The sequence below is a fragment of the Altererythrobacter chaiwopuensis genome (assembly GCF_054957735.1).
In genome coordinates, this window is sequence record NZ_JBTXJF010000001.1 from 1867774 (window position 1) to 1887887 (window position 20114).

The 20114-nt window shown below is 62.5% G+C and carries 22 protein-coding genes, 1 tRNA gene and 1 pseudogene; 15 read left to right on the forward strand and 9 right to left on the reverse strand.

Going from position 1 to position 20114, the window contains the following annotated elements; all coding sequences use genetic code 11:
• Nucleotides 1-27: 27 nt before the first annotated feature.
• From ACX3VQ_RS09135 to pal, 8 genes are all read left to right on the forward strand, one after another.
• A complete protein-coding gene (locus ACX3VQ_RS09135) occupies nucleotides 28-345 on the forward strand; it encodes a phosphoribosyl-ATP diphosphatase (RefSeq protein ID WP_462580618.1) in 318 nt (105 codons plus the stop codon).
• Nucleotides 346-347: 2 nt separating this feature from the next.
• Nucleotides 348-731 (forward strand): histidine triad nucleotide-binding protein, encoded by a 384-nt coding sequence (locus tag ACX3VQ_RS09140; RefSeq protein ID WP_462580621.1) that lies wholly within the window; start codon nucleotides 348-350, stop codon nucleotides 729-731.
• Nucleotides 732-805: 74 nt separating this feature from the next.
• Complete coding sequence (locus ACX3VQ_RS09145; protein ID WP_462580622.1) at nucleotides 806-1258, forward strand: YbgC/FadM family acyl-CoA thioesterase; 453 nt, start codon at nucleotides 806-808, stop codon at nucleotides 1256-1258.
• Complete coding sequence (tolQ, locus tag ACX3VQ_RS09150) at nucleotides 1255-1956, forward strand: protein TolQ (protein ID WP_462580623.1); 702 nt, start codon at nucleotides 1255-1257, stop codon at nucleotides 1954-1956. The genes ACX3VQ_RS09145 and tolQ overlap by 4 nt, the downstream gene beginning before the upstream one ends.
• 136 nt (nucleotides 1957-2092) lie before the next feature.
• Complete coding sequence (locus ACX3VQ_RS09155; RefSeq protein WP_462580624.1) at nucleotides 2093-2539, forward strand: ExbD/TolR family protein; 447 nt, start codon at nucleotides 2093-2095, stop codon at nucleotides 2537-2539.
• Nucleotides 2540-2553: 14 nt separating this feature from the next.
• Nucleotides 2554-3321: an energy transducer TonB gene (locus ACX3VQ_RS09160; RefSeq protein ID WP_462580625.1), complete on the forward strand. Its 768-nt coding sequence runs from the start codon at nucleotides 2554-2556 to the stop codon at nucleotides 3319-3321.
• Between the two features lie 2 nt (nucleotides 3322-3323).
• Nucleotides 3324-4706 carry a Tol-Pal system beta propeller repeat protein TolB gene (gene tolB, locus ACX3VQ_RS09165; protein ID WP_462580626.1) on the forward strand — a complete coding sequence of 461 codons (1383 nt, stop codon included), beginning with the start codon at nucleotides 3324-3326 and terminating at the stop codon, nucleotides 4704-4706.
• A gap of 67 nt (nucleotides 4707-4773) precedes the next feature.
• The gene (gene pal / locus ACX3VQ_RS09170) at nucleotides 4774-5292 is read left to right on the forward strand and encodes a peptidoglycan-associated lipoprotein Pal (protein WP_462580629.1); all 519 of its coding nucleotides are present in this window, start codon (nucleotides 4774-4776) and stop codon (nucleotides 5290-5292) included.
• Here pal and ACX3VQ_RS09175 read toward each other — a convergent pair.
• Nucleotides 5289-5459: a hypothetical protein gene (locus ACX3VQ_RS09175; RefSeq protein WP_462570290.1), complete on the reverse strand. Its 171-nt coding sequence runs from the start codon at nucleotides 5457-5459 to the stop codon at nucleotides 5289-5291. The genes pal and ACX3VQ_RS09175 overlap by 4 nt on opposite strands.
• Before the next feature lie 160 nt (nucleotides 5460-5619).
• Here ACX3VQ_RS09175 and ACX3VQ_RS09180 point away from each other — a divergent pair, with 160 nt between their 5' ends.
• On the forward strand, nucleotides 5620-6153 hold the full coding sequence (locus tag ACX3VQ_RS09180) for a J domain-containing protein (RefSeq protein ID WP_462570289.1): 534 nt from the start codon (nucleotides 5620-5622) through the stop codon (nucleotides 6151-6153).
• 66 nt (nucleotides 6154-6219) lie between these two features.
• Here the strand turns inward: ACX3VQ_RS09180 and ACX3VQ_RS09185 are convergent, their stop codons facing one another.
• From ACX3VQ_RS09185 to pdeM, 5 genes are all read right to left on the reverse strand, one after another.
• The gene (locus tag ACX3VQ_RS09185; protein WP_462580631.1) at nucleotides 6220-7041 is read right to left on the reverse strand and encodes an SDR family NAD(P)-dependent oxidoreductase; all 822 of its coding nucleotides are present in this window, start codon (nucleotides 7039-7041) and stop codon (nucleotides 6220-6222) included.
• Nucleotides 7042-7085: 44 nt separating this feature from the next.
• Nucleotides 7086-8405, reverse strand: a complete 1320-nt coding sequence (locus tag ACX3VQ_RS09190) for a cystathionine gamma-synthase family protein (protein ID WP_462570286.1) — start codon at nucleotides 8403-8405, stop codon at nucleotides 7086-7088.
• Nucleotides 8406-8749: 344 nt separating this feature from the next.
• Nucleotides 8750-10159, reverse strand: coding sequence for an SLC13 family permease (locus ACX3VQ_RS09195; RefSeq protein WP_462580632.1), 1410 nt, complete (start codon nucleotides 10157-10159; stop codon nucleotides 8750-8752).
• Nucleotides 10160-10194: 35 nt separating this feature from the next.
• Complete coding sequence (infC, locus tag ACX3VQ_RS09200; protein ID WP_462570284.1) at nucleotides 10195-10713, reverse strand: translation initiation factor IF-3; 519 nt, start codon at nucleotides 10711-10713, stop codon at nucleotides 10195-10197.
• 97 nt (nucleotides 10714-10810) lie between these two features.
• Nucleotides 10811-11518, reverse strand: coding sequence for a ligase-associated DNA damage response endonuclease PdeM (gene pdeM, locus ACX3VQ_RS09205; RefSeq protein WP_462580633.1), 708 nt, complete (start codon nucleotides 11516-11518; stop codon nucleotides 10811-10813).
• Between the two features lie 44 nt (nucleotides 11519-11562).
• Here pdeM and hemF point away from each other — a divergent pair, with 44 nt between their 5' ends.
• Complete coding sequence (hemF, locus tag ACX3VQ_RS09210; protein WP_462580635.1) at nucleotides 11563-12420, forward strand: oxygen-dependent coproporphyrinogen oxidase; 858 nt, start codon at nucleotides 11563-11565, stop codon at nucleotides 12418-12420.
• A gap of 32 nt (nucleotides 12421-12452) precedes the next feature.
• Complete coding sequence (locus ACX3VQ_RS09215) at nucleotides 12453-14351, forward strand: M1 family metallopeptidase (RefSeq protein ID WP_462580637.1); 1899 nt, start codon at nucleotides 12453-12455, stop codon at nucleotides 14349-14351.
• 31 nt (nucleotides 14352-14382) lie between these two features.
• On the opposite strand, the gene ACX3VQ_RS09220 is transcribed toward ACX3VQ_RS09215, so the two are convergent.
• Nucleotides 14383-15276 carry a glycoside hydrolase family 16 protein gene (locus tag ACX3VQ_RS09220; protein ID WP_462580639.1) on the reverse strand — a complete coding sequence of 298 codons (894 nt, stop codon included), beginning with the start codon at nucleotides 15274-15276 and terminating at the stop codon, nucleotides 14383-14385.
• Between the two features lie 141 nt (nucleotides 15277-15417).
• On the opposite strand from ACX3VQ_RS09220, the gene ACX3VQ_RS09225 reads away from it, so the two are divergent.
• Together ACX3VQ_RS09225 and ACX3VQ_RS09230 are read left to right on the forward strand one after the other, a co-directional pair.
• Nucleotides 15418-17508, forward strand: coding sequence for a RelA/SpoT family protein (locus tag ACX3VQ_RS09225; protein WP_462570279.1), 2091 nt, complete (start codon nucleotides 15418-15420; stop codon nucleotides 17506-17508).
• Nucleotides 17509-17522: 14 nt separating this feature from the next.
• Complete coding sequence (locus ACX3VQ_RS09230; RefSeq protein WP_462580641.1) at nucleotides 17523-17882, forward strand: VOC family protein; 360 nt, start codon at nucleotides 17523-17525, stop codon at nucleotides 17880-17882.
• On the opposite strand, the gene ACX3VQ_RS09235 is transcribed toward ACX3VQ_RS09230, so the two are convergent.
• Both ACX3VQ_RS09235 and ACX3VQ_RS09240 read right to left on the reverse strand, forming a co-directional pair.
• The gene (locus ACX3VQ_RS09235) at nucleotides 17879-18232 is read right to left on the reverse strand and encodes a DUF1905 domain-containing protein (protein ID WP_462580642.1); all 354 of its coding nucleotides are present in this window, start codon (nucleotides 18230-18232) and stop codon (nucleotides 17879-17881) included. The two genes, ACX3VQ_RS09230 and ACX3VQ_RS09235, sit on opposite strands and share 4 nt — an antisense overlap.
• 85 nt (nucleotides 18233-18317) lie before the next feature.
• Nucleotides 18318-19304, reverse strand: coding sequence for a peptidylprolyl isomerase (locus ACX3VQ_RS09240; protein ID WP_462580643.1), 987 nt, complete (start codon nucleotides 19302-19304; stop codon nucleotides 18318-18320).
• A gap of 217 nt (nucleotides 19305-19521) precedes the next feature.
• On the opposite strand from ACX3VQ_RS09240, the gene ACX3VQ_RS09245 reads away from it, so the two are divergent.
• Both ACX3VQ_RS09245 and ACX3VQ_RS09250 read left to right on the forward strand, forming a co-directional pair.
• Nucleotides 19522-19612: transfer RNA gene (locus tag ACX3VQ_RS09245), tRNA-Ser, on the forward strand.
• A 128-nt stretch (nucleotides 19613-19740) separates the two neighbouring features.
• Nucleotides 19741-20114, forward strand: a pseudogene (locus ACX3VQ_RS09250) (IS6 family transposase); the annotation flags it as partial.

Genomic DNA, 20114 nt, shown 5'->3' on the forward strand with positions numbered 1-20114 from the left:
GCTCCTCGCAATGACGAGAGTTGAACCGTGTCAGACATCCTCACCCGACTTGAACAGACTATCGCCGCCCGGCGCGCCGCCTCGCCCGATTCAAGCTATGTCGCGCGGCTCAACGCCGCCGGTTTGCCCAAGATCGCGCAGAAGCTGGGCGAGGAAGCGACCGAGGCGGTGATTGCGAGCCTTGCCGGAACTCGGGAAGATCTGGTGGGCGAAGCGGCCGATGTGCTGTTCCACCTGCTGGTGCTGCTCGGCGCAAGGGACATTGCGCTGGCCGATGTGCTGGCCGAGCTTGACCGGCGGGAAGGCACTTCGGGCCTTGAGGAGAAAGCGAACAGGAGCGAATAGACATGCCGATCGACGCGACCCAGCCCTATGATGACAATAATATCTTCGCAAAAATTCTGCGCGGCGAAATCCCTTCGAACAAGGTCTATGAAGACGAGTGGGCCTTTGCCTTTGAAGACATCAACCCGCAGGCCGAGATCCATACGCTGGTGATCCCCAAGGGCAGCTATGTCAGCTGGGACGATTTTTCCGCCAAGGCACCGGATGAGGAAATCGCCGGTTTCGTGCGCGCGGTGGGCGAAGTGGCGCGGATGAAGGGGCTGGTCGAGCCCGGATACCGCCTGCTCGCCAATATCGGCGGGCATGGGCATCAGGAAGTGGCGCATCTGCACGTGCATATCTTCGGCGGGCACCCGCTGGGGCCGATGCTGGCGAGAAGGTCGTAATTCACCGCAATTCAGACTCGTTTCGTCGGTTTGCCTTGCGGGGTGAGTCGTGCCTCAGCTAGAGCGCTTTTCAGATGACCAGGCCCAATCCTCCCGGTGGCTGTTTTGACGGCGCGCGGCACCTTTATGCCGTGCGGGTTTATTATGAGGACACCGATCTTTCGGGCATCACCTATCACGCCAATTACCTGCGCTGGTTCGAACGTGCGCGCAGCGACCTGCTGCGCATGCTCCACATTGACCAGCGCGCCGCGATCGAGGCGGGAGAGGGCGCCTATGCCGTGTCGGAGATCAGCCTCAAATATCTGCGCCCGGCAAAGCTCGATGATGATGTGCTGATCGAGACCACCTGTACCGAACTGCGTGCGGCAAGCTGCCGGATGCAGCAGCGCGCCTTTCGCGGCGATGAGCTGCTGTGCGAAGCGACATTGCGCGTCGGCTTTATCTCGCCCGATGGCCGCCCGCGCCGCCAGCCCGATGAATGGCGCACAGCCTTCAAGCATTTCATGGAAGATACTCTCGCATGACTGCCAGCCTGCTTTCCCTACTTGCCGCCGCGCCCACGCGAATTGATCCGCTTGAGCTGTTCCTGGATGCAGATATCGTCGTGCAGGCGGTGATGGTCGGCCTGCTCCTCGCCAGCGTATGGGTGTGGACGATCATCGTTTCCTTCAGTCTGCGGATGGGCAAGCTCGAACGCGGAAGCCGCGAATTCGAAGGCGATTTCTGGGACGCCGAGGAATTTGACAGCCTCACCACCGGGCGTGCGCGCAAGGATCTGCCCTCTGCCCGGGTCGCGGCAGCGGGGCTCAATGAATGGAAACGTTCGACACAGCATCCACCGGTTGATCGCGACGGCACGCGCCAGCGGCTGGCCAGCGCGATGGAAAGCCAGGTGGCGAAGGAGGCTGACGATCTATCCGAACGGCTCAACTTCCTCGCCACGGTCGGCTCTGTCGCGCCCTTCGTTGGCCTGTTCGGCACGGTGTGGGGAATCATGAACAGCTTTTTCCAGATCGGGATGCAGGAAAGCTCCTCGCTTGCCGTGGTCGCCCCCGGCATTGCCGAAGCGCTTTTTGCCACTGCCATCGGCCTGTTCGCCGCCATTCCGGCGGTAATTGCGTACAACCGCTTCAGCCACCGCGTGAACCGTTATGAATCGCGCCTGCAACGCTTTGCGGACAAGTTCCACTCTGCGCTGAGCCGCGAACTGGACAAGGCGTGATGTGGACTATTGATTCATCATTGCGAGCGCAGCGGGCCGAAGGCGACCGCAGGTCAACCAATCCATGGACAGTCCCTGGATGGCCGCGCAGCCTTTCGGCTGCTCGCAATGACGAGAAAATTGCGGAGGCCCGGCGATGGCCATGAACCTTTCCGCTTCGGGCAAATCCGGCCGCCGAAGCCGGCGTGCGCCAATGTCCGAAATCAATGTCACGCCCTTCGTCGATGTGATGTTGGTGCTGCTCATCATCTTCATGGTCACCGCACCGCTGCTCGCCTCGGGCGTGCCGGTCGAGCTGCCTGACAGCCGCGCCAACCCGATCGACCAGACTCCTGACCAGGTGACGATCAGCATCGATCCCACCGGCACGATCTATGTGGGGGACGAACGGGTCGAGGCTGGCAGCTTGCCCGATGCACTGGCGGCGATCGATCGCGGCGCCGACGGCGAAGGCCCGGTGATCGTGCTGCGCGGAGATCGCAGCCTGCAATATGGCCGGGTGATGGCGGTGATGGGCGAGCTCAACCGCGCGGGCTTCAATTCGATCTCGCTGGTCACCAACAGTTCAGTTTCACCGCCATAGTCGGTGTGACTGCGATGCAAACAACCGCTCTGAGGCAGGATGAGAAGGTGGGACTGGCAATTGCGCTGGGCCTGCACCTGGCGCTGGCCGGAGTGCTGCTGTTCCAGCCTGGGCCGGGCGAAGGGCTCGAAGTGCCCGAACGCATGACGGTCAGCCTCACTACCGACGTTGCGCTGCGCTCCACCGCGCCGCAGATCGCGGCTGATAGCCGAGCGGCGCTGGCGCCTACAGTGGCAGAACAGGTGCAGACAGCGGTCGAAGCTTCGCCGGAACAGCCGACAACGCAGCCAATCCGCCAACCGCCGCCAACAACCAGCAATTCGCGCAATGCTGTAACGCAGGCACCGCGCCAGGCTGCCCAAACCCCGCCGCGCCAGGCCACTGGCACGCAGGTGGGTGAAAACTTCCTTGAAGGCGTGGGTTCCAACCGGGCCTCTGATGACACCCGCATCCCTGCCGACCAGATCGGTGCCAGCGCGCAGGCATCCCTGCGGCAGGCAATCAACCGTCAGTTGAAGCCGCATTGGAATGCGCCGCAAGGCGTCGATGTCGAGCAGCTTGTGACAATTCTGGCTTTTCGTCTCAATGAAGATGGCACCCTGGTGGGCAGACCTCGTCTCGTCCGGCAATTGGGTATCAACGATGCAAACCGTACGCAGGCGTCACTTCACGCCGAACGCGCGATCCGCGCGGTTCAGCTGGCTGCGCCTTTCGATCTACCCTCCGAGTATTACAACGCCTGGAAAAATGTTACCGAGTGGCGTTTTGACAGAAGGCTATGAGAATGAAAAAGCTGATCGCTAGCTTGTTTGTGTTCCTTGCTGGGCCTTTGGCCGCGCAGGATCTGGCACAGCCGACAACCGAAGGTGGCGTTGTCGAGACTGCATTCCAAGACGAAGGTGGGCTTACCGGCGCGACCACCGATGAAAGCGACTGGGCCGATCTCAGCATCGCCATTCCCGGCTTTGCCGCTGACCGCGATGTGCCCACGCCTGCCAATGCCGACGGCACCGGCGCGCTGGGGCGCGAGATCGCACGTGTCATCACCGCCAATCTGCAGAACAACGGGCTGTTCCAGCCGATCGGCCCCAACAGGCTGCCGCAACCCGGCTTTGCCGAAATCACTGCGCCCGCCTGGGGAAACTGGCGCGGGCGTGGGGCGGAAATGCTGGTGCACGGCTATGTCCGTGCACGCGGCGACGGCAAACTGGTGATCGGCTGCTATCTCTACGATGTGGCGCTGCAGGATGAGCTGGTGCGCGAAGGCTGGGTGGTTCCACCGGCTGACTGGCGGCGCGCAGCACATAAATGTTCGGACATCATCTATGCCAGGCTGACCGGTGAAAGCCCGTTCTTCGACAGCCGCATCGCTTACATCGCGGAAACGGGGCCCAAGGACAAACGGGTCAAGCGGCTGGCAATCATGGATTCAGATGGCGCGAATCACCGCTTCCTGACGCTGGGCAGCGCCACTGCTCTCACCCCGCGTTACTCCCCCGACTATTCGAAGCTGCTCTACCTCTCCTATGTCGATGGCAATCCGCGCCTCTATGTCTATGACATCGGTACCGGGCGCCAGACGCTGGTAACGCAAAGCACCAACCCCACCTTTGCCCCGCGCTGGAGCCCCGACGGGCAGACCATCCTCTATTCGATGGCGGTCGCCGGGAACACCGATATCTACCGTGTTCCTGCAAGCGGCGGGCGCAGTGTGCGGTTGACCGATGCGCCCGGGATCGACATTGGCGGGTCCTATTCACCCGATGGCCGCCAGATCGTGTTCGAGAGCGATCGTTCGGGCAGCCAGCAGTGCTATATCATGAACGCCGACGGCACGAACCAGCGCCGGATCAGCTTTGGCGGCGGGCGTTGTGCGACGCCGGAATGGAGCCCGCGCGGCGACCAGATCGCCTTCACCCGCATCGCGGGCGATTTCAATATCGCGGTGATGAGCCCCAATGGGCGCAACCTGCGCGTGTTGACAGGCGGATGGCAGGATGAGGCACCCACATGGGCGCCCAACGGCCGCATCATCCAGTTCTTCCGGACCGAACGCAATTCGGGCCGTTCGTCGCTGTGGCAAGTCGATCTGACGGGCCGCAATGAAAGAAGGCTGCCGACGCCGGTAGATGCGTCGGACCCGGCTTGGGGGCCGATACTCCCCTGATTATCTTCTTTTGTGATATAACCCCCTAAGGTCTGTGATGACCCATTTTCCGAGAGGATACCGAATCATGAACACGCGATTTGCAACTGTAATGCTGCTTGCTTCAGCAGCCGCGCTGGGTGCCTGCTCAAAGAAGGCACCCGAGCAACTGCCGCCGCCGCCGCCGAGCACCACTGCTCCGTCCACGACAATCCCCGCGCCAACGCCCACCGGCCCACAGGTTGGCAGCCAGGAGCATTTCGTGAGTGCGGTGAACGGCCAGAACGTGATCTATTTCGACACTGACCGTTTCAATATCGATAGCCAGGATGCTGCAGCGCTGCAGACACAGGCGCAATATCTCGCGCGCTATCCGCAGGTCCTGGTCACCGTGGAAGGCCATGCCGACGAACGCGGCACGCGCGAATACAACCTTGCGCTGGGCGAACGCCGGGCCAATGCCGCGAAAAACTATCTCGTCGGGCTGGGCGTTGACGCCGGCCGCGTCGCGACAGTCAGTTACGGCAAGGAACGTCCGGTGGCGCTGGGTTCGGACGAACAATCCTGGGCGAAGAACCGCCGCGCCGTGAGTGTGGTGATCAACTAGTCGAGGAAAAACGACGGGCGGGGCAGGTCAGGGGCTGATGCTTCGGCCTGCACCGCCAACATGCCACTGCCGCCATCCAGCCCGCGCTGGTCAGGGGTCAGGAACAGCGCCATCGCCGCCATGGCGAAGGTTGCAAAGCTGCTGGAAATGGCGAGTTGTTTGCTCATCGGTTTGTCCTGGACGGTGTCCCTAGGGTCAAATGGTTACGGACCTATTGCAATGCAACATTTCACGCTGAAACTGGTTCCCGCATCTTCCCTTGGATTGCAACCAGCCCTAGACTAGCCGCGATTATGGCCAGACCAACTGCAACCGAAACGGGCACAAATGCCTAAAGCCCGCCGATCCAACGACTGGGGTTTCCCGCGCTGGCGCGGCTATGGCAGCTCGCGTGAGGCAACCAATGTGCGCATTTGCGACCGGCATGGTTGCGATGAGCCCGGCAATTGCCCCGCACCCAAATCACCCAATAGCCCCGAGCGATGGTATTTCTGCCAGGCGCACGCTGCCGAATACAATTCGAAGTGGGATTATTTCGAGGGGCTCGACAAGGCCGAGACGGAAGCTCGCGCCAAGGCCGAACGGCGCGACAATGCGGGCTATGCCGAGGCTGCGCATTATAGCTGGGGCGGGGCGGGTGACGGTTCGCGCAGCGCCGATGAAATACGTGCGCTTGATGTGCTCGAGCTTGAGATCGATGCCGATTTCGTGACGATCAAGAAAGCCTGGCGCGAGAAGGCCAAGACCGTCCATCCCGACGTGAAACCCGGCGACAAGGGCGCCGCCGCCGAGTTCCAGAAATTTCAGCTCGCTTATGAAGTGCTCAAGGCGGCGGAGGAACGCCGCGAGTGGAAGGGGTGATCAACCGAAAGAACGAACCTTTCTGTCCTTAGCGAGTGACGCAGCGAGTAGGAAAGCGCACAGTTTTCATTCGGTTTTGGGCCCTGCCAATCCCCTGGCGGTTGCATTGATCGCCGTGTCAGGATTGTCGTTCCACCAGGCAACGTCTTTCCATGGCCTGACATCAAGCTCATGCGTCCAGCAGTTTTTCGGCTGGTGCGCCAGGTGCCAATAGGTTTCCGCAAGCGCAGCAGGGGCTACCACCCCGCCCTCTCCCTTGGCTGATTTGAAGGCGTCGAATCTGTCGCCCAACATCTTGCCCAAAGTGTCGGGCGCATCGACCGCGCCATCCACCACTACATGCGCAACATGGATGCCCTTGGGCGCGAACTCGGCATTGAGCGTCTGGCACAGCATCCGCCGCCCGCCCATCGCGGCGGCGTGGCTGTGCTGCCCGGCATTGCCGCGTATGGCGGCGGTGGCTGACGTCACCAGCAGTGAGCCCTTGCCGCGCGCGGCCATCGCCGGGAACATAGCATGGGCGAGGCGGAACAGGCCAAACGTTGCCAGCCGCCAGCCCAGCTCGAAGATACGGTGCGGTGTATCTTCCAGGCTGCGGGTGCCGATCTGGGCGCCAAGGTTGTAGAGCGCGCAGTCGATCGGGCCGATGTCGCGTTCGACCCGCTCGACCAGTTCCTCGATCGTGCCGTCCTCTGCCGCGTTGAGCAACGTTCCGCTGGCGGACCCGCCGGCCTGCTCGATCTGGCTCACCAGCCGCGCCAGCCCTTCCTCGTCGCTGCGGCGCGCCAGCACCGCGTGATAGCCCCCGGCGGCAAAGCGCGCGGCGGCGTGTCCGCCAATCCCCGCGCCTGCGCCGATGACGAGAAACACCGGCTTGTCACTTGCCATGTCGCAAACTCCCCAGGTTCAAGGCCGTCAGACTATGCGCCGGTTTACACCTTCGCCAGTGCCTGATCGAAGTCGGCGATCAGATCGTCAGCATCTTCGATCCCGATGCTGATGCGCACGAGATTGTCGGTAATGCCCAGCGCGGCCTTGCGCTCATCGGGCACCGAAAGATGCGTCATCGAGGCGGGATGGCTGGCGAGCGTCTCAGTGCCGCCCAGGCTCACCGCCAGCTTGGCCACCTTGAGTGCATCGAGGAAGGCAAAGCATTCTGCCTCGCCGCCCTTGATGAACACCGAGAAGGTCGAACCCGCGCCGCTGCAATGGCGGTTGTAGATGTCCTGCTGGCGCGCATCCTTGATGAAGCCGAGATAGCCGAGCCCCTCCACCTTGGGGTGGGCGCGCAGGAATTCGCACACCTTGGCCGCGTTCTCGCCAGCGCGCTGCATCCGCAGTTCTACCGTCTCAAGGCTGCGCAGCAGCATCCAGGCAGTATTGGGATCGGCGATGCCCCCCATCGTGTTCCTGAGCGCCCGCACAGGGTCCATCCATTTCTTCGCGCCAGCTACGCTGCCCGCGACAAGATCGGAATGGCCGCCAACATATTTGGTCAGCGAATAGCACACGATGTCCGCACCATTATCCAGCGGGCGCTGCCATAGCGGCCCAAGGAAGGTGTTATCGATCGCGATCGGGGTGATTTCGGGATCGAGCAATTCGTCCCGCGCGGCCTTGACTGCCTCTACATCGACCAGCGCATTGGTGGGATTGCCCGGGCTTTCGAGATAGACCATCGCCACCTTGCCGCCATTGGCATCGGCCTGCGCCCGAGCCTTCACCAGCACCGCATCGATCTCCTCGCGGGTCGCGCCGGCAGGGAAATCGACATAGGTCACGCCGAACTTGCTCAGCACCTTGGCGACGAAGCCTTCGCTGGCGGCGTAGAGCGGGCCGGAATGCACGATCACATCGCCCTGCGAACAATAGGCCAGCATCAGGATGCAGATCGCGGTCATCCCGCTGGAAAAGGTCAGCGCGTCTTCCGCACCGTCCCAGATCGCCAGCCGGTCTTCCAGGATTTCCTGGTTGGGGCCGTTGAAGCGCGAATAGACCAGGCCTTCGGCGCCGCCCGGGCGCTTGCCCGTGATCCCTTCGAAATGGCGCTTGCCCGCGGCAGCGCTTTCGAAGGCAAAGGTGCTGGTAAGGAAGATCGGCGGCTTGAGCGAACCTTCGGACAGCGCCGGATCATAGCCATAGCCCATCATCAACGTGCTGGGCTTCATCGGCCGCCCGCCGATCTTGGCAATCGGTTCCTTGGGCTTGCGGCGCGGCGTAGGCTGGTCGACAGCATCGACGGCGTCAGTCATGGGGAGAGTATCCTTCCTCTTCGAGCGCCCCCAGGAAGGCAGGAGCATAGACAAACTGGGCCGCCGGGGCGCCCGTCCCTAACCTCCGCAGGAACGCTTCTCCGCCTTCGGCCCGGAATGATTCTTCGATTATCGCGGACTAGTTGCAGTTGCAACCAGGCCTTTTTTGGCTGTGCGATAGCACTCGGTTCGTCGCATGTGGGGCACGCTTGGAACACATGGAACACAGTAAAGGAATTGAAATCGAACCGCTTGCAAACCGGCCGGTGAGCAAGTTTGACGATCAGGGCGCGGGGTGAAACCATGCCCCACCTGTAGCGCGGCATCGGCCATGTAGGACAGCGTCAGGCAATCGCTGCAATTGCCCACACCATTCCCACGATCAGGAAAATGCCAATCAGATCGAGCAGCGCACCGGCCTTTGCCAACCGCTCGATCCTGAGGCGCCCGGTCGACCAGGCGATGGCATTGGGGCCGGTGCCTGCGGGCAGGATGAATCCCCAACTGGCGGCCAGCGCAGCGGGCATGGCCAGCAGCACCGGATCGACCCCCAGCGCCACGATCAGGCTGGCGACCACCGGAATGATCCCGCTGGCGGTGGCAACGTTGCTGGCAAACTCGGTCACCAGAATAACCATCGCCACGATAGCCAGCGCCACCAGCAGCAGTGGCACAGCCTCAAGCGGCAGCAACGCCTGGCCCAGCCATTCGGCGAGCCCCGACGATTGCATACCCGCCGCCAGCGCCAGCCCGCCGCCGAACATCATGATTACGGCCCAAGGCGCGCGGTCAGCCTCTTTCCACACCAGCAGCGGACGCCCGGTGCCGTCAGGCAGCAGGAACAGCGCCAGGCCGGCCACGATTGCAATGGTCCCGTCGGTCCATGAATCTTCGGGCAGATAGGGGCTGACCAGCGGGCGGGTCATCCAGGCGAGGAATATCAGCGCCACCAGCGGTACCAGCCGCTTTTCCGGTGCGGACCATGCCGCGTGGGTGTCAATCGCCGCGCGCGCCCTGGCCACGTCGAACGGATGGCTGGCAACCTGCTGCACCCGCGCCACGATCCAGGCCGCAATCGGCACCCCCAGGATTACCACCGGCACGCCGTAAAGCGACCATTGGGCAAAGCTGATCTGCACTCCGGTGATCGTGTCGAGCAGGCCCACCGCTATGGCATTGGTGGGGGAGCCGACCACTGTGCCCAACCCGCCGATGCTGGCGGCAAAGGCGATGCCCATCGGCAGCGCGCCGGCCAGGCCTTCCTGCTCTTCGTCGGACAGCCCGCCGCCGGCCAGCACAGCCATGGCCATCGGCATCATGATCAGCGCGGTCGAGGTATTGGAAATCAGCATCGAAAGCAGTGCGGCGCTGATCATGAAGGCCAGCAGCAGGCGCGCCTGCCCGCCGCCCGTGCCAACCATGCGCAGGATGGCAAGGCTCAGCCGCTTGTGCAGCCCCGTCCGCTCGATTGCCAGCGCCAGAAATGCGCCCCCCAGGATCAGGAACAGGATGGGCGAATAATAGCTCGAGGCGACCTGGCCCGCGCTGCCCACGCCGCTGAATGGCAGCACCACGAAGGGTAGCAGCGCGGTGACGGTGAGCGGGACGGCCTCGGTCATCCACCAGGCCGCCATCCACACCACCAGCCCGGCAACCAGCCAGGCTTCGCCGCTCATGCCGGAGGGTGGAGTGATGAGTGCGGTGAGGGCAAAGGCCAAGGGGCCGAGAACAAGGCCAATCTTGCGGGCTGTCATGTCCTGCCGGCCCCCCTTGCGCCAGTGGCGGCGCTTTACTTAGGTGCCAGCACCATCAGCATCTGGCGCCCTTCAAGCCGCGGGAATGCCTCGACCTTGGCGATTTCTGCCACATCGTCCTGCACCCGCTTGAGCAGGTTCATGCCCAGTTCCTGGTGCGCCATTTCGCGCCCGCGGAAGCGCAGCGTGAGCTTCACCTTGTCTCCGTTTTCGAGGAACTTCGTCACATTGCGCATCTTCACGTCATAATCATGCGTGTCGATATTGGGACGCATCTTGATCTCCTTGATCTCTTGCGTCTTCTGGGTCTTGCGCGCTGCATTGGCTTTCTTCTGCGCCTCGTAGCGGTATTTGCCGACATCGAGGAACTTGGCCACCGGCGGGTCCGCATTGGGGGAAACTTCAACCAGGTTCAGGCCCAGTTCGTTGGCCTGCTCCATAGCTTCCTTCGTGTACATGACTCCGAGGTTTTCTCCCTCGTGATCGATTACACGCACTTTGTCGGACTGGATGAATTCATCGTAGCGAGGGCCGCTTTTTACTGGCGGGGCCATCGAACGCCGGGGTGGACGGGCTATGTGGGTTCTCCTGTAGTAGCCGTGATTCTGTGTGGGTGGCTATGTAGGGACAAACGCTGGCGAACGCTAGGGGTTAGGCTGCAGCACGGAACAGCGGCAATTGCACCAGCTTTCCTTTTGCGGAAAGCACGGCGTCGATCCGGCTTGCGGGGCTCAGCGCGGCGCGGATTTCCGCGGCGCCTGCATCCATGCCGCCAGTGAGCGCACCAAAGGCGGGCAGGATCATCCGGTCAGCGCCCATCGCCCCCCGGCTCAGCACCCCGCATGGCCGGCTGATATGCCGCTCGCGCAGTTTCAGGCGCAGCTTGGGGTGGAAATGGCCGGACAGTTCGGGCCGTGTTTCGCCCGCCTGTGCGATATGGCGCAGCACGATCCCGCCGATTTCCAGCTCTTCGGCCAGTTCGCCGCCAAAGCCGCGCTGCATCTTTTCATCATGATTGCCGGTGATCCACACCCAGTCGAGCGCGCGGGTCAGCGCCTCAAGCATGCCGCAGGCATAGGGATCGAGCCGCTGCGCACCGGCATCGTCGTGGAAATTGTCGCCCAGCGTGATCACCCGCCGCGCGCCGGTTTGCTTTACGGCATCGGCCACCCGCTCCAGCGTTTCGCGGCTGTCATAGGGCGGCAGCATCGATCCGCGCTCGGCATACCAGCTCGCCTTTTCCAGATGCAGATCGGCCACCAGCAGCGCCCGCTCGCGCACCCAGTAAAGCGCGCGCCCCTCGGTCAGCAGCATTTCCTGCCCGGCCAATTCCAGCGGTGCGAACGAAACGGGAACCATTGCTCTCCCTTGCCGCGACTCACAGGCTTTGGCAAGGGGGAGGCATGAGTGATTGGACAGCCCAGACCACCCGCGCACAGCAATGGTTCGAAAGCCTGCGTGACCAGATTTGCGCCGCCTTCGAGGAAATCGAGCGCGAGGCCGGTTCGGATGCGAGCTTTGCCTATACCCCGTGGCAGCGCGAGGAAGAGGGCAATCCCGATCCCGGCGGCGGGGTGCAGGGTTTGATGAAGGGCAAGGTGTTCGAAAAGGTCGGCGTGAATGTTTCGACCGTGCGCGGCAATTTCGCACCAGAATTCGCCGCTTCGATCAATGGCGCTTCGCCTGAAAGCCCCGGCTTCACCGCCACCGGCATCAGCCTGGTGGCGCATATGGCCAATCCGCATGTGCCCGCCGTCCACATGAACACGCGCTTCCTCACCACCCAGGCGGCCTGGTTCGGGGGCGGGGCGGACCTCAATCCGCCGATCCCCTATGACGAGGATACGGCGGATTTCCACGCCCGTTTCCGCGCCGCCTGCATGGCGCACAATCCCACCTATTACGAACGCTTCAGGAAGTGGGCTGACGATTATTTCTTCATTCCGCACCGGGGAGTGCGTCGCGGCGTGGGCGGGATTTTCTACGATCATCTCGAATGCGCCGATGACGCGGCGTTCGAGCGTAATTTCGCCTTTACCCAGGATGTGGGCAAGGCCTTCCTCGATATCTTCCCGCAGCTGGTGCGCCGCCGGATGGAAAGTGAATTCAGCGAGGCCGAGAAGCGCCAGCAGCTCGAATGGCGCGGGCGCTATGCCGAATTCAACCTGGTCTATGACCGGGGCACGCTGTTCGGGCTCAAGACCGGCGGCAATATTGACGCCATTTTGATGAGCCTGCCGCCCGAAGCGGTGTGGAGCTGAAGCCGCCACCCTAACATGCCCAAGGAAATGACATGAGATCGATCTTGAAGCTGGCCGCGCTGCCGGCGCTGTTGCTGCTGGCAGGCTGCGTGCCGCCGGATACGATCCAGCCGCCGCGCATGTTTGCGCCGGTGCTGACCACGCCCGATGCGGTGGACACATCGAGCTATGCGCAGCCGCAAGAAGCGCGGGTAGCGCATGTCGCGCTCGACCTGGAGCTCGACTTCGCGCAGCAATCGGTGCGCGGAACGGCGACGCTCGACCTTTCTGTCCCTGGCAAGGCCGGGGAACTCGTGCTCGACAGCGACGGGCTGCTGATCGATCGGATTACCGACACCTCAGGGCGCAAGCTGGCTTGGCGGCTGGGCGAGGCACAGGGGGAAAAGGGCGCCCCGCTGATCGTGGACATCGGCTATACGCCGCGCGTCATCATCCACTATGCCGCCAATCCGCAGGCGTCCGCGCTGCAATGGCTTAGCCCCGAACAGACGGCGGGCAAGCAGCACAAGTTCCTGTTCAGCCAGGGGCAGGCGATCCTCAACCGCAGCTGGATTCCGACGCAGGACAGCCCCGGCATCCGCCAGACATGGGAGGCGCGGATCGTCGCTCCCAAACCGCTCGATGTGGTCATGTCGGGCATCATGCAGGGCGAGCCGGAAGATCTGGGCGATGGCAGGCGTGCCTTCCGCTTCGCGATGGACAAGCCGGTTGCGCCCTATCTGATCGCGATCGCGGCGGGTGACATCAATTTCCGCGCCATCGGCCCGCGCACCGGCGTGTGGGCGGAACCCGCCATGCTCGATGCGGCCCATGCCGAGGTGATCGAGACCGAGGCGATGGTGAAAGCCGCCGAGGCGCTCTACGGCCCCTATCGCTGGGGCCGCTATGACATGATCGTGCTGCCGCCGGCCTTCCCCTATGGCGGGATGGAAAACCCGGTGATGACCTTTCTTACCCCAACCTTCATCGCGGGGGATCGCAGCCTGACCGGCCTCGTCGCGCATGAACTGGCGCACAGCTGGTCGGGCAATCTCGTCACCAATGCGGTGTGGGGCGATAGCTGGCTCAACGAAGGCGTGACCTCCTATTTCGAGAACCGCATCGTCGAGGAAATCTACGGCGCAAAACGGGCGCGGCAGGAAGTCGCGCTCGATTACATGGCGATCATGGAGACCCTGGCCGAAGTTGGCGCCGATGCCCCCGGCACCGCGCTGCACCAGCCCGATGGAACCGAAAGTGCTGGTAGCGCGATTATCTACAACAAGGGCGCGGCCTTCCTGCGCACGCTGGAGCAACAGGTCGGACGCGAACGGTTCGATGCCTGGCTGCGCCAGTGGTTCGACAAGCATGCCTTCCAGCCCGCGACCTCGGCGATGATCCTTGCTGATCTCGAGGCCAACCTCGCAGGAAGCGAGGCGGAGGCCGAGCAGCTGCGCTTGCACGAATGGATTTATGCCCCTGGGCTGCCTGAGAACGTCGCCAAGCCGGATCCCGCCGCCTTTGCCGCGATCGATGCGGCAACGCTGGCTTACGCCCAGCATGGCACGATACCCGCCGGGTGGGCCGGATGGGTTTCGGCCGAGCGCCAGCGCTTCCTCCAGAACCTGCCGCAGACCCTTGCAGCTGAGGATCTGGCACGGCTCGACGCGGCGCTGGGCCTGTCGGCCAGCGGAAATAACGAGGAGCTTTTCCTGTGGCTCGAACTGGCACTCGCCAACCGTTATGAGCCAGCCGTGCCGCTGGCCGAACGGTTTCTTGCCGAAGTGGGCCGGACCAAGTTTGTCCGCCCGCTATTTGCGACGCTGATCGGTGAAGGCGACTGGGGCAGGCCGATCGCCCGCCGCATCTATGCCGCAACGCGGGCAGGTTATCACACGGTCACGCAGCGCGCGGTCGATCGTGTGATGCAGGAGGCCCCGCCGCCATCCTGATGGGCCTGGAGTGCGCCGCGCTAAAGCTTCGTCATTCGGCCCCGCCGGGAGCGACCGGTGCATAGACCCGCACCCAATCGACCAGCATGGCTATCTCGCCGGTCCTGATCTTCTCGACCGTGGCTTCGGGCACGCCGTTGTATGGCTTGTCGATGCCATTGGTCTTGAATGGGTAGGCGCCGCCGACGGCAAAATTGAGGATCAGGTGCTTGGGCGTATCGAACCGCCATTTGCCATAGTGCTCCACCATCGGGCGGGTTGCGCGATAGAGCACGTGCCCATCGACCTCGAAGGTGATCTGCTCGCTGGTCCATTCAACCGCATAAACATGCCAGTCGGTCACGTCCTCGCCGTGAGGGAAGAAGAACTTGTTCACCAGCGGGGTTTCGCCGGAATAGCCGGGGCCATGCAGCGCCACGCCGATCCAGTCCTTTTCGCCGACATATTCCATGATGTCGATTTCGCCCGTGTCAGGCCACTTGCCATTGCCCAGCAGCCACCAGGCCGGCCACACGCCTTCCGCATCGGGCATGCGGATGCGGGCTTCTGCGCGGCCATGGGTAAAGTCGAACTTGCCCTGGCTGTTCACCCGGCCGGAGATGAAGTCCGCCTTGCGATCGGGATGCGGGTCCACTCCGGGCCGGTAAAGCGGGCGTAACATCAGCACTCCGCCGTCCGCCCCCGAGATGCCGTTGACCAGGCTGAGCACCGAGGGGTCATCGACATAGGCCTGCTGCTCGTTATTGACCCAGAATTGAGGGCCCACCACGTTCCACTTTCCGCGGTCGAGCGCCTCGCCATCAAATTCGTCGGCAAAGATCAGCTGGCGCGGCTGGGCGGGCGTTTCCTGCGCGAGCGCGACCGACGGGCTGAATGCCAGCGCGGCGGCCGTGGCAGCGAGTAAGATTGTCTGGTTGATCCGCATGGCGCCCTCTCTTTGCGCATTATTTGTGAGAACGTTCACAATTAACATGTGATGCCGATTTGTCCATATCGGCCAAACCATTCGCCAGGTGCAAGTTTTTGCATTGCAATAATATGCGCTGCACCGCACATTTATAAGGCAATGCTGCGCCAGTATGAACTAGTCGAACGGGTCCTGAGCTATGACCCTGACGCCGATGAGGCGGCGCTCAACCGCGCCTATGTCTATACGGTGCAGAAACACGGCACGCAAAAGCGCGCCAGCGGTGATCCCTATTTCAGCCATCCGGTCGAAGTTGCCGGGCTGATGACCGATCTCAAGCTTGACGTGCAGACCATCATCACCGCGCTGCTGCACGACACGGTCGAGGATACGCTGGCGACGATCGAGGATATCGAGGCCAATTTCGGCACCGATGTGGCGCGGCTGGTCGACGGGGTGACCAAGCTTTCCAAGATCGAGCAGATGGCGGAAAACGAACGCGCGGCGGAAAACCTGCGCAAGTTCCTGCTCGCCATGTCCGAGGATATTCGTGTGCTGCTGGTCAAGCTGGCTGACCGGTTGCACAACATGCGCACGCTGCATTTCATCAAATCGCCTGACAAGCGCCAGCGCATCGCGCGCGAAACGATGGATATCTATGCCCCATTGGCAGAGCGGGTGGGCATGTATGAATATATGCGCGAAATGCAGTTGCTTGCGTTCGAGCAGCTTGAACCCGAAGCCTATGCCACCATCACCAACCGGCTGGTGGAATTGCGCAGCCAGGATGGCGGGCAGGTCGATGCAATCGCGCTCAAGATCAAGCAGGCGCTGGCCGAGGCGGGCCTGCATGTCGAGGTTTCCGGGCGTGAGAAGCATCCCTATTCGATCTGGAAGAAGATGGCGGAGCGGCACGTCAGTTTCGAGCAGGTGACCGACATCATGGCCTTCCGCGTGATCTGCGAAAGCGAGGCTGACTGCTATTCCGCGATGGGCGTGCTCCACACCACCTGGCAGTTCCTGCCGGGCAAGTTCAAGGACTATATCTCCACCCCCAAATCGAATGGCTACAAATCGCTCCACACCTCACTGATGTATGAGAATTCGATGCGGGTGGAGGTGCAGATCCGCACCCGCGCCATGCACATGACCAATGAGTTCGGGCTGGCAGCGCACTGGGCCTACAAGCAGGGTGACAGGCCCGATGGCGCGGTCGGCTGGCTGCGCGACTTGATCGAGATCGTCGATGCCAGCCACGATGCCGACGAACTGCTCGAACACACCAGGATGGCGATCTACCAGGACCGGATCTTCGCCTTCACCCCCAAGGGGGCGCTGTTCCAGCTGCCCAAGGGCGCAACCCCGGTCGATTTCGCCTTTGCCGTGCACACCGATCTTGGCGCGCAGGCAGTGGGCGCGAAGATCAACGGGCGCCATATGCCGCTGCGCACCCAGCTGGCCAATGGCGACGTGGTAGAGATCATCAAGCGCAAGAATGCGGAACCGCAGCTTTCCTGGCTGGGATATGTCGTTACCGGCAAGGCGCGCGCCGCGATCCGCCGCGCGGTGCGGCTCAAGGAACGCGCCGAGATCGCGGAAATCGGCAGCAAGCTGTTCGAGGAAATCGCCACCCGCGTGCCGGCGCGGATCGGCAAGAAGGCGCGGCACGACGCAGTCGAGCGGCTGGGCCTGATCGATGAGGAAGACCTGATGTTCGCGATTGGCGCGGCCAAGCTGACCGATCGCGAGGTGATGGAGGCGCTGGTGCCGGGCTGCACCGCCGAATTCGAGGATGACGCTGACTGGACGCGGCGCGAACATGCGATTTCGATCCGCGGGCTTACTCCCGGCGTCGGTTTCCATCTGGCAGAATGTTGCCACCCGGTGCCGGGCGATCGGATCGTGGGCCTGCGGAAGAAGGGCGAAGCGGTGGAAGTCCACGCGATCGGCTGTTTCGAACTTGCCAATGGAATTGATGCCGACTGGCTCGATCTGAGCTGGGGCAAGCGTTCGCAGGGGGCGGTCGGGCGGCTGCGTGTCACGCTGTATGACCGGCCCGGCACGCTGGCCGAAATGGCGGGAATTTTTGCGCAAAACCACGTGAATGTGAAACGGCTCGACCAGGTCGAGACCGATCACCCGTTCACGACTTACGATATCGACAATGAGGTGCAGGACCTGGCGCATCTCACCCGCGTGCTCAGCGCATTGCGCGCTAGCGACGCGGTGGCACAGGCCGAAAGAATATAAGCGGAGCGGATTTGATGGCTGTAATCGGGGTCGACCATGTCCAACTCGCCATCCCCGCCGGGGGTGAGGATAAGGCGCGGGCCTTCTTCACCGGACTGCTCGGCATGCGCGAAGTGCCCAAGCCCGCCAATCTTTCGCCCAAAGGCTGCTGGTTCGAAAGCGGCGGAGTGAACTTGCATCTCGGGGTCGATCCGGAATTTCGCCCTGCAAGGAAGGCGCATCCCGCGCTGCTGGTGGATGATCTGGCAGGGCTGCGTCAACGGCTGGAGGAAGCGGGCGTAGAGACCCGTGATGACAAGCCGGTCGCAGGCTATGAGCGCTTCTTCACGCAGGACCCATTCGGCAACCGGATCGAGCTGATGCAGAAGAATTAGAGCAGCTCCAGCTCCACCGGCACCTCATCGCCCGCCGCCAGATCCTCTGCGCGCATCACCTTCTTGCTGACCAGCAGCACCCACTCGCGTTCTTGTTGCCCTACCGCTTCGCTACTTGAGGGCGCGGACTTGTTCTGCGGAAACACTGACGTTTTCCATTGCGTCTCGCCGATCCGCGCGATCACCTTGACCGATCCGAAGCCGCGCTGGCGCCCGTATTCCAGCCGGTGCAGCCGCGCGTGCATCGCAATCGCCTCTGCTGCCTCGCCGGTGATTACAACCAGGTGATAGGTGCCGCGGTCGCCCTGCCAGCGGGTGAGCGGCACAGTCGCCTCTACCATGTCTGTCATTGCGAGGAGCGAAGCGACGAAGCAATCCAGGGACCGGCCATGGATTGCCGCGCGACCTGCGGTCGCTCGCAATGACGAGACGGGTTCATTCAGAGACGACCCGCCGCACCGGCACCGGGATGTTGCAGATGTCCGCGCCGCCCGCTGGCACGATGAAAAAGGCATCGCGGCGATTGGCGCGCGCCGCGGCATAACGCGCAAAGCTCTCGCTTTCGGTGTTGAGATATTCGAATGTCGGCTGGGGGAACTCGGCGATGTCGCTTGCCACGCGAACGCTCAAGATTGGCGTGCGCTTATCCTTCTCGAAATCGGCGTAGAAACCCAGTTCGCCCTTGCCGCGCGGGAGCGAGGAGAGGTGCTCCATCCCCTCGATCACGCGGCCCACCAGCGCAATGTTGCGGTCCAGATGGCGCGGCGCATGGCCGATTACGGTGTAAAGCTCCGCGCCGCTGCCGGTGTCCGGCGAATAATTCCGCCCCACGCCGACCATGCCGTAACAGTGGACGGGCCATTCATTCCCAGCACCATCTTTGTTCAACTCAAATGCTGTTGGCCAGCCATCAAAAAATTTCGCTCCGTCTGAGTAAAGATCATCGACAGTTGGTCGGGGATGCCAAAGTGAGATCTCACCGCGACTTGGTGGTGTCAGGTCTAAGTCGTTGGAATAATCCGACTCCCCCATCACCTTCAGCCCCTCGGGTAGCGGCTTGGCCTCACCCGTCGCTTCCGGGTTGTCGTAATTGGGGTCCCCCCATTGGGTGACGTAATTGTCCTGCACCCGATTGACCGAAATCCCGTCATACCAGCCGCTGCGCGCAAACAGGCGGATATTGTGCACCCAGCCCTGGCTGAACGGCGGCGGCATCAGCTGGATCACCACCTGCCGCGCGTTGCCCTCGGCATCGGGCGCCAGCGTCATCACCAGCAGATCCTCCGCCGCGATGCGGATCCATTCATCGGCTGCGGCCTGCGCAACGATCTCGTTCGGCGAGGGGGCGGTGGCGGCCTGCTCCTGCGCATGGGCAGGAATAGCAAGGGCGAGTGCGGCAAGGCCGGTGAGAATGGTCTTCATGACACGCAACTTGCCACCGGGCGCGGACAAGCGAAAGCCCCTTTCCACGCGTTTTCGGGGGCGGAAAGGGGCTACGCGAGCGGTGTTCGCAGGGAATGCCGATCCGCGCAGCACCGCAGCGAGTCGCCATATACCACATCAACCCGCCTTGCGCAGTACTTCCCGAGCCGCTAGGGGCGCTGCCTTGTCTGATCGGGGCTTGTACGATCAGGCATGCGGAGCGGTGGCCGAGTGGTCGAAGGCGCACGCCTGGAAAGTGTGTATAGGGCAACCCCCTATCGTGGGTTCGAATCCCACCCGCTCCGCCACCTGGTCTAAGTCTTTGAGATATCTGGAGAAATTGCCTCAAGAACGGCGCGGTTCCGCGCCATTTCTTGGTTCTGTCAAAGCTAATGCACTAATTGGCGAGAAGCACGGGGCAGGGTAGGGCGCTCTAATGCCCAGACCACGCAAACCAGCCAGTCCATTCCGCTATTTCAACTCCTCGCCCGAGATCATTCGGCTCACGGTGCTGCTGTATGTGCGGTATCCGCTGTCACTTCGAAACGTCGAGGACCTGCTGTTCGAACGGGGCATCGACATCTGTCACGAAACTGTTCGGCTATGGTGGAACCGGTTTGGCCCGATGTTCGCGGCCGATATTCGCAGGCAGCGGGTAAACCGAATGCGAGGGTTTTCGTCGCTGGCGCTGGCACCTCGATGAGATGTACTTCAAGCTCAATGGAGAGATGGTCTATCTGTGGCGCACGGTCGATCACGAAGGCGAAGTGCTTGAAAGCTATGTCACGAAGAAGCGGAATAAATCTGCAG

What these genes read in the sequence shown, in the direction of transcription:
- ACX3VQ_RS09215 (WP_462580637.1), top strand. Translation starts at nt 12,453, where the DNA reads ATGAGATCGATCTTGAAGCTGGCCGCGCTGCCGGCGCTGTTGCTGCTG.
- ACX3VQ_RS09145 (WP_462580622.1), top strand. Translation starts at nt 806, where the DNA reads ATGACCAGGCCCAATCCTCCCGGTGGCTGTTTTGACGGCGCGCGGCAC.
- pdeM (WP_462580633.1), bottom strand. Translation starts at nt 11,518, where the DNA reads ATGGTTCCCGTTTCGTTCGCACCGCTGGAATTGGCCGGGCAGGAAATG.
- ACX3VQ_RS09195 (WP_462580632.1), bottom strand. Translation starts at nt 10,159, where the DNA reads ATGACAGCCCGCAAGATTGGCCTTGTTCTCGGCCCCTTGGCCTTTGCC.
- hemF (WP_462580635.1), top strand. Translation starts at nt 11,563, where the DNA reads ATGAGTGATTGGACAGCCCAGACCACCCGCGCACAGCAATGGTTCGAA.
- infC (WP_462570284.1), bottom strand. Translation starts at nt 10,713, where the DNA reads ATGGCCCCGCCAGTAAAAAGCGGCCCTCGCTACGATGAATTCATCCAG.
- ACX3VQ_RS09240 (WP_462580643.1), bottom strand. Translation starts at nt 19,304, where the DNA reads ATGAAGACCATTCTCACCGGCCTTGCCGCACTCGCCCTTGCTATTCCT.
- tolQ (WP_462580623.1), top strand. Translation starts at nt 1,255, where the DNA reads ATGACTGCCAGCCTGCTTTCCCTACTTGCCGCCGCGCCCACGCGAATT.
- ACX3VQ_RS09185 (WP_462580631.1), bottom strand. Translation starts at nt 7,041, where the DNA reads ATGGCAAGTGACAAGCCGGTGTTTCTCGTCATCGGCGCAGGCGCGGGG.
- ACX3VQ_RS09160 (WP_462580625.1), top strand. Translation starts at nt 2,554, where the DNA reads ATGCAAACAACCGCTCTGAGGCAGGATGAGAAGGTGGGACTGGCAATT.
- ACX3VQ_RS09225 (WP_462570279.1), top strand. Translation starts at nt 15,418, where the DNA reads ATGCTGCGCCAGTATGAACTAGTCGAACGGGTCCTGAGCTATGACCCT.
- ACX3VQ_RS09220 (WP_462580639.1), bottom strand. Translation starts at nt 15,276, where the DNA reads ATGCGGATCAACCAGACAATCTTACTCGCTGCCACGGCCGCCGCGCTG.
- ACX3VQ_RS09175 (WP_462570290.1), bottom strand. Translation starts at nt 5,459, where the DNA reads ATGAGCAAACAACTCGCCATTTCCAGCAGCTTTGCAACCTTCGCCATG.
- ACX3VQ_RS09235 (WP_462580642.1), bottom strand. Translation starts at nt 18,232, where the DNA reads ATGACAGACATGGTAGAGGCGACTGTGCCGCTCACCCGCTGGCAGGGC.
- ACX3VQ_RS09230 (WP_462580641.1), top strand. Translation starts at nt 17,523, where the DNA reads ATGGCTGTAATCGGGGTCGACCATGTCCAACTCGCCATCCCCGCCGGG.
- ACX3VQ_RS09180 (WP_462570289.1), top strand. Translation starts at nt 5,620, where the DNA reads ATGCCTAAAGCCCGCCGATCCAACGACTGGGGTTTCCCGCGCTGGCGC.
- pal (WP_462580629.1), top strand. Translation starts at nt 4,774, where the DNA reads ATGAACACGCGATTTGCAACTGTAATGCTGCTTGCTTCAGCAGCCGCG.
- ACX3VQ_RS09140 (WP_462580621.1), top strand. Translation starts at nt 348, where the DNA reads ATGCCGATCGACGCGACCCAGCCCTATGATGACAATAATATCTTCGCA.
- ACX3VQ_RS09155 (WP_462580624.1), top strand. Translation starts at nt 2,093, where the DNA reads ATGGCCATGAACCTTTCCGCTTCGGGCAAATCCGGCCGCCGAAGCCGG.
- tolB (WP_462580626.1), top strand. Translation starts at nt 3,324, where the DNA reads ATGAAAAAGCTGATCGCTAGCTTGTTTGTGTTCCTTGCTGGGCCTTTG.
- ACX3VQ_RS09190 (WP_462570286.1), bottom strand. Translation starts at nt 8,405, where the DNA reads ATGACTGACGCCGTCGATGCTGTCGACCAGCCTACGCCGCGCCGCAAG.